General features: G+C 71.5%; 6 protein-coding genes. 4 read left to right on the forward strand and 2 right to left on the reverse strand.

The window, feature by feature from the left end; translation table 11 throughout:
- Positions 1–147: 147 nt before the first annotated feature.
- Complete coding sequence (locus ACZ5NJ_RS37540) at positions 148–408, reverse strand: hypothetical protein (RefSeq protein ID WP_468771252.1); 261 nt, start codon at positions 406–408, stop codon at positions 148–150.
- Positions 409–772: 364 nt separating this feature from the next.
- On the opposite strand from ACZ5NJ_RS37540, the gene ACZ5NJ_RS37545 reads away from it, so the two are divergent.
- Complete coding sequence (locus ACZ5NJ_RS37545) at positions 773–1,438, forward strand: deoxynucleoside kinase (protein ID WP_468771253.1); 666 nt, start codon at positions 773–775, stop codon at positions 1,436–1,438.
- Between the two features lie 121 nt (positions 1,439–1,559).
- Complete coding sequence (locus ACZ5NJ_RS37550; protein WP_468771254.1) at positions 1,560–2,369, forward strand: peptidoglycan-binding protein; 810 nt, start codon at positions 1,560–1,562, stop codon at positions 2,367–2,369.
- A 73-nt stretch (positions 2,370–2,442) separates the two neighbouring features.
- On the opposite strand, the gene ACZ5NJ_RS37555 is transcribed toward ACZ5NJ_RS37550, so the two are convergent.
- Entirely contained in the window at positions 2,443–2,925 is a 483-nt protein-coding gene (locus ACZ5NJ_RS37555) for a ricin-type beta-trefoil lectin domain protein (protein WP_468771256.1), read from the reverse strand.
- 441 nt (positions 2,926–3,366) lie between these two features.
- Here ACZ5NJ_RS37555 and ACZ5NJ_RS37560 point away from each other — a divergent pair, with 441 nt between their 5' ends.
- Positions 3,367–4,455 carry a PP2C family protein-serine/threonine phosphatase gene (locus ACZ5NJ_RS37560; RefSeq protein WP_468771258.1) on the forward strand — a complete coding sequence of 363 codons (1,089 nt, stop codon included), beginning with the start codon at positions 3,367–3,369 and terminating at the stop codon, positions 4,453–4,455.
- Positions 4,456–4,569: 114 nt separating this feature from the next.
- Positions 4,570–6,918 (forward strand): M9 family metallopeptidase, encoded by a 2,349-nt coding sequence (locus tag ACZ5NJ_RS37565; protein ID WP_468771260.1) that lies wholly within the window; start codon positions 4,570–4,572, stop codon positions 6,916–6,918.
- Positions 6,919–7,038 lie beyond the last annotated feature (120 nt).

Consider the following 7,038-nt stretch of genomic DNA (forward strand, 5'->3'; position numbering starts at 1 on the left):
AGCCCGCGTACTGGACGTACTTGGCTTTCGCCCGGTGCGGCGAGAGCGCGTGCCAGGCGTCGCGGGGCAGACGGGAGTTTGACGACAGGCCCTAGAACATCCGTACGACATCGGGTGGGCGGTGAGGTCCGGGGAACGGCGTGACGCTCACGCCCGGGGCCCCGGCCGCGCCGGGCGGCGGAGTTCGAGGAGGACGAGCGCGATCTTCACCCCGGTGGACACCGTCAGGGCCTGAAGGAACGGCATGCCCGTGAGCCACAGGGCCACCATCATCACCGTGAGCACCAGGAACGCGGGAACGAGACCGGTGCGCACGGCCAAGGCCCTCAGGCGCCCCGCCCCGGTGGGACGCGGGGCGGCCGCCCCCGCCGGGCGCACGGCGAGGCCCTCTTCGTCGGCCTGCGGCATGGACGACCGCCCTTCCCTCGTCGTCTCCCCCGTCCACGAGCCTCGGGCCCGCGCCGCCGGACCGCCACCCGGACCGCCGGCCCGCGCCGCCATCCGGCGCACGCGCCAGCACCCGGGCGGACCATGACTTATGCTTCTGAGCGGCCACGGGGCGGTGGCTCGTCGCTGAATACGGCAACTGCGGAACGGTCAGTCCGGCAGGTCGGGGAGAGCGACCTGCGTCGGGGCCTTGGTCCCGACGGGGACCACATGGCACTGATCATGAAGATCCTGGGGAAACGAGCGGCCGCCGACGGGCGCCCCGGACCCGGGGCGCCCGGCCGGGCCGCCCCGCGAAGAAAAGACCCCCAGGGAGAAGTGAGGTATGCCAGTGATCTGCGTCGGAGGCATGATCGGCATCGGCAAGACGACCGTGGCCGAGCTGATCGCCAAGGAGCTGGGCAGCGAGGTCTTCTACGAGAGCGTGGACGACAATCCGATCCTGCCGCTCTTCTACACGGCGAGCCCCGAGGAGATCCAGGCGAAGCGTTACCCCTTCCTGCTCCAGCTCTACTTCCTGCAGACGCGGTTCGCCTCGATCAAGGAGGCGTACAAGAAGGGGGACAACGTCCTCGACCGGTCCATCTACGAGGACTGGTACTTCGCCAAGGTCAACCACGACCTGGGCCGCATCAGCTCCCTCGAGATGCAGGTGTACGAGGGGCTGCTGGACGAGATGATGCGCGAGATCGACGGCCTGCCGTACCGCAAGGCGCCCGATCTCATGGTCTACCTGAAGGCGGACTTCGAGACGGTGCTGCACCGCATCGGGCTGCGGGGCCGCGACTTCGAGCAGGACGAGAGCCTCGTGGAGTACTACCGGACGCTGTGGTCCGGCTACGACGACTGGGTGCACAAGCACTACTCGGCCAGCGAGGTCCTCGTCATCGACATGAACCACACGGACGTGGTGAACCACCCCGAGGACGCGGCCCGCGTGGCGCGGGCGGTCAAGGAGGCCCTGGCCGCGGGCGGGCGCCGGGCGGCCTGAGGACGGTCGGCTGAATCCTTTCTCCAGCTCAGGGCGGCATCGGCCCGCCCCCTCCTGGGAAGCCTCCACGGGAATTGACGGCTCCGGATACGCGCGGCACCGTCACGCCTGGAGGCACCCCATGAGCACACCCCGGTGGCGGCAGCTCACCGACCACCTCATGTCCGTCCCCGAGCAGGTCTACGAAGGCTGGAACAGCCGCGACGGCTGGGACAACTACACGCGCTGGGGGGAGGAGTTCGGCGAGAACGGCGTCGCCTGGTGCGTGATCTTCGACTGGTGCATGTACCACGACGTCGGACTCGACGCGATCGTCCCCAAGGTCGACAACGTGAGCGCCTTCGCGGCGTGGGCCCGGGAGCGCGACCAGTGGTCCGAGTACCCCTCCGTCGGCGCCTGGGTCGATTTCGGCGACGGCGCCCACACCGAGATCGTCACCGGCTTCGACGCCGACACCCTCTACACCAAGGGCGGCAACAGCATCCGGGCCGGATCGGCCGACCACGGCCAGGGCAACGGCGTCTGGTCGCATTCCAACCCCCGCCGCAGCAGCTACGTCACCGGCTACTTCGCCCCCCGCTTCCCGGACGGGCAGTGTCCGCCCACCGCCGACCCCCACGACCCCCGCGGCGGCCCGGCCGTGGCCGCCTGGCGGTGGACGCCGCCCCCGTCCGCCTTCGAGCCGTTCCCGGGCGCCGGGTTCTTCACCGCCGGCCGGCGCAGCCCCGTCATCGCCGCCGTGCACGACCGGCTGGTCGCCGTCGGCTGCGACCACTACCGGAGCACGGCCGACGCCGACGTCTGGGGCTCCGGAGACGTCGCCTCGTACCGGGCCTGGCAGCGCAGCCTGGGCTACGAGGGGGACGACGCCGACGGCACGCCCGGGCCCACGTCCTGGGCGAAGCTCCGGGTGCCCCGCGTCGGCGGCTGAACCCGTCGCCACGGCCGGCCCGTCGCCGTGCCCGGGACGGCCACGGCCGGCCGCCCCGGGCACGGCGGGGGGATCAGACGAGCGCCAGGCTGATCTGGTCGTTGAAGACCACCCAGTGCTGGCCCGGGTCGGTGTTGTCGCACGGCTTCGTGGAGACGTTCGGGGTCCCCCAGGCGTTGGCGAAGCAGTAGGCCGGCGCGAAGGTGAGGGCGATCTGCTGGCCCGCGACGTTCCAGTACTGGCCCTGGTCGTTGGGGTTGCAGGGCTTCACCGAGACGGTCGTGGCGTTCCAGGTGTTGGCCAGGCAGTAGGCGCGGGCGTTGGTCAGGGAGATCTGGTGCCCCGAGACGGTCCAGTGCTGCCCCTGGTCGGCGGGGTCGCAGGGCTTGGTGGAGATGTTCGGGGTCCCCCAGGCGTTGGCCAGACAGTACCGGCCGGGGACCCGCGCGGCCTGCTGGGCGGCGCCCGCCGCCCCGGCCTGACCGGCGGGCAGGAGGGTGGCGGTCAGCGCGAGCGCGGCGAGGGCGAGCGTCTTGCGGAAGGCCGTGTGCATCATGCGAATTCCATTCCCGAGGCAGGCCGGAGCGCGGGGCGCACGGCCTGGAAAAAAGGGGTTGACGCGTCCCGGATCCGGGCGCAGGGAAATTAGTAGCAGCGGTCACGAGGCGGTAAAGGAAATCGCCGATCCCCTTCACTCGAACCAGGTAGTCGCCGGATGATCCGATGATCAAGGGCCTGGAATTCATCCCGGCACGCGCGCCGGATCACCCCCCTGGGGACCTTTTTCGGGAATTGGCCGAATTCCGTATTCCGCCCCGGGCGGCGGGAGCGATATCGCACCGCGACCGCGTCACGGACCGGAGGCGGCCTTGCGGAAATTCGCACTTTTCCGGAGTCCGGAGGGCCGGTGTGCCGCTGGACGCGCGGGGTGTGCGCGGTGCCGCCGACGCCGGTCGCCGGAGCGCTATGTCCCTCTTGCCCGGATATTCTGTGGGGTGTGATCGAGTCTGGACGGCCGCGGCTCCGCCGGAGTCACGGTCGGGGGAGCCTGGTGCGGCTGTCGCCGGTCATCCTGACCGCCGTGATCGCCGCCCTGGCCTACGCCACTCCGCCGGAGCTGGCCTTCAGCCGCCTCCTGCCCGCGGCGCCGGCCCTGGCGGCCGCCATGTGGCCGGTCCTCCCCACCGTCCTGCTCGGCACGGTCTGCCTCGGCCTGATGATCGGCCTCAGCCTGGTCTTCCCCGACCTGGGGACGTGGTGGACGGCCGCGGGGATCATCGCGGTCACCGTGGCCGCCGCGTACGGCAGCCACCTGCGGCTCCAGCGCGAGCGGACCCTGTTCCAGGTGCGGCTCGTCGCCGAGGCGGCGCAGCAGGTCGTGCTGAGCCCGCTGCCCCGCCGCTTCCGGAACGTCGAGATCGAGTCCCTGTACCTGGCGGCCGCGGCGGAGGCCCGCATCGGCGGGGACTTCTACGAGGTCGTCGACACGCCGTCCGGGGTCAGGCTGCTCATCGGCGACGTCCGGGGCAAGGGCCTGCCCGCGGTGGGGGCCGCCGCGGCGATCGTCAACGCCTTCCGCGAGGCGGCGTACGACGAACCGGGCCTGGTGGAGATCGCGCGCAGGCTGGACGCCAGCAGCACCCGCTACAACGCGTCCTTCCCATCCGACGGGCCGACGGAGCGGTTCGCGACCGCGCTCGTCGCCGAGATCCCGCCCGGCGGGCGGCGCATCGACATCCTCAACTGCGGCCACCCCCCACCCCTGCTGCTCGGCCACGGCGGGGTCCGCGTCCTCGACCCGGCCTCCCCCTCACCGCTGCTCAGCCTCGCGGAACTGATCGGGGACCACTACACCGTCGACACCTTCGCCTTCTCCCCCGGCGACCTGCTGCTCCTCTACACCGACGGGATCGCCGAGACCCGGGCCCGCGACGGGGAGTTCTTCCCGCTCACGGCCTGGATGCGCCGACAACCCCCGACGCCGCCCCGCGAACTGCTCACGGCCCTGCACCACGACCTGCTGCGGCACAGCAGGGGCGCCCTCGACGACGACATCGCCGCCCTCGCCGTCCGCCTGGGCGAGTGAACCAATCCTGCGCGAAGACTTCCGGAGCGTTGCGACATGTGCAATTTTACATGTCACATGTCAACACCTCGTGTCTGTCAGCACGGGGTCCCACGGCCCCGGAGGCCCCCGCAGATGCATCCCTTCCGGATAACGAAGGCCGGCGCGCGCCGACTGCCCGCTCTCGGCGCGGCCGTCTTCATCGCGCTCGGCCTGTTCGCACCACCGAGCCAGGCCGCCCCGGCCGGCGCCGCCGCCAAGGCCGGCCCGCGCCCGGCGAGAACCGCGGCGCCGGCGCCGCGCTCGATCCCGGTCCCCCGCTCCCCCGACGCGGTACGGGGCGGCGGCCGCTTCCGGATCTCCTCGCAGGACAGCCCCGAGGAAACGGCCCCGGCCCCCGCCGCCGCTCCCGTCGCCCGGACGGGCCGGGCCGACGAGAAGGGCAAGGCCGAACGGCAGTCCGCGGCCGCCGCCGGGGACGCGTGCGGGGACCTCTCCGGCGTGATCGACGCCACCGGCGCCGCGCTCGTCCGGCAGCTGACCGCCCTCCCCCGGATCACCTGTACGTACCCGCTGTTCAACCTCACCGGGGAGGACGCGCGCAAGGCCTTCCGCGAACCCCAGATGGTGACCGTCGCCAACGCCCTGCGCGACGCCTCCGCCGGCTACACGGGCGACAACAGCGCCGCCGTCGGCCAGCTCGTGCTGTTCCTGCGCGCCGGCTACTACGTGCAGGACAACCACGCCGACGCCGTCGGCGACTACGGCACGGCCCTGGACGGCGCGGCCCGCGGCGCGCTGGACGCCTTCTTCGCCTCCCCGCGCAGCAAGGACGTCACCGACGCCAACGGCGAGATCTTCAACGAGGTCGTCACCCTGATCGACAGCACCCACACGGCCGGCCGGTACGCCGGGGTGGTCACGTGGATGCTCGGCCACTACGACGGCACCTGGCCCGCCCCGATGGACCTCGCCATGCAGCACGTCGAATGGGTCGTCCAGAACGGCTTCAAGGCCAAGAACGACGACCGCGGCTGGCGGGCCGCCCTCAAGGCCGACCCCGCGATCCTGGACACCTGGGCCGGCTTCATCACCCGCAACGGCGCGCAGCTCAACCGGCTGGACGTCGTCAGCAACGTCGGCCGCTACCTCGGCTACGCCCTCGACGTCCCCGAGCTCAAGGACCGGGTCCGGCCGCTGCTGAAGGACCTGATCAACCGCTACCCGAACGTCGGCCCGACCGGACCGATCACCATGAACCTCGGCTGGTACACGCGCCAGTACGACAAGGGCAACTGCGCGGCCTACGCCCTCTGCGACCTGGGCGCCCGCGTCCTCCCGGCCGTCCTGCCGATCCAGCACACCTGCACCCCCGGCCTGAAGATCCGCGCCCAGGACATGTCCCCCGGCCAGCTGGCGAGCACTTGCACCAGCCTGGTCAACGAGGACGCCTACTTCCACCGGGTCATCGGCGACAAGGGCGCGATCCCCGGCGACCTGAACACCAGCCTGGAAGTCGTGGTCTTCGACGACTACGGCCAGTACTCGCTGTACGCCTGGGCCCTCTACGACATCGACGTCGACAACGGCGGCATGTACGAGGAGGGCAACCCGGCCGTCGCCGGCAACCAGGCCCGCTTCATCGCCCACGAGGCCGACTGGCTGCGGCCCTCCTTCCAGATCTGGAACCTCAACCACGAGTACACCCACTACCTCGACGGCCGCTTCGACATGGCGGGCGACTTCGAGGCCGGTATGACCACGCCGACCGTCTGGTGGGTCGAGGGCATCGCCGAGAACGTCTCCTACGGCTACCGGGGCGAGCGCAACGCCGACGCGATCGCCGAGGCCGGAAAGAAGACGTACCGGCTGAGCGAGCTGTTCGACACCGTCTACGGCCAGGACGCGGACCCCGCCGTCAACTCGAACCGGATCTACCGCTGGGGCTTCCTCGCCGTCCGCTACATGCTCCAGGCGCACCGCGAGGACATGGAGACCCTCCTCGGCAAGTACCGCGCGGGCGACTGGAACGGTGCCCGCGCCTTCCTGAAGCAGACCATCGGCACCCGCTACGACGCCGGTTTCACCACCTGGCTGACGACCACCTGCGCGACCGACGGCTGCGGCCCGCTGCCGGACGCCCCGTCCACCCCGCTCTGCACCGCCGCCGACCCGCGCCAGTTCGACCTGAACTGCCGCCGAGAGGGTCTCGCGGCCACCGCCGGCAACTACAGCCACCACTTCGTGTACCTGCCGGCCGGGGTCAGGCAGCTGACCATCACCAGCAGCGGCGGCACCGGGAACGCCGACCTGTACTACGGCGGCGGCAGCTGGGCCACCACCACCGGCCACCAGGCGAAGTCCGCCGGCCCCGGCAACGGCGAGACCCTGACGATCGACAACCCGCCGTCCGGCTGGGTCCACTTCAGCCTCGCCGCCGCACAGGACTTCAGCGGCGTGAGCCTGTCCACGCAGACCCGGTGAACCGCTGCGCCGGGGCCCGGCCGGGCCCCGGCGCGGCGGGTGTGGGGGGGTTGGGGCCGGTTCTAGCAGAACAGGGCGGGGGATGGGATGGACAACACGGCAGTGGTGCTTGTGGCGGAC

It is taken from the genome of Streptomyces sp. NPDC032091 (assembly GCF_055580265.1).

Excerpts from the sequence above, each read along its gene's own strand:
- ACZ5NJ_RS37545 (WP_468771253.1), top strand. The coding sequence starts at position 773 with ATGCCAGTGATCTGCGTCGGAGGCATGATCGGCATCGGCAAGACGACC.
- ACZ5NJ_RS37565 (WP_468771260.1), top strand. The coding sequence starts at position 4,570 with ATGCATCCCTTCCGGATAACGAAGGCCGGCGCGCGCCGACTGCCCGCT.
- ACZ5NJ_RS37550 (WP_468771254.1), top strand. The coding sequence starts at position 1,560 with ATGAGCACACCCCGGTGGCGGCAGCTCACCGACCACCTCATGTCCGTC.
- ACZ5NJ_RS37540 (WP_468771252.1), bottom strand. The coding sequence starts at position 408 with ATGCCGCAGGCCGACGAAGAGGGCCTCGCCGTGCGCCCGGCGGGGGCG.
- ACZ5NJ_RS37555 (WP_468771256.1), bottom strand. The coding sequence starts at position 2,925 with ATGATGCACACGGCCTTCCGCAAGACGCTCGCCCTCGCCGCGCTCGCG.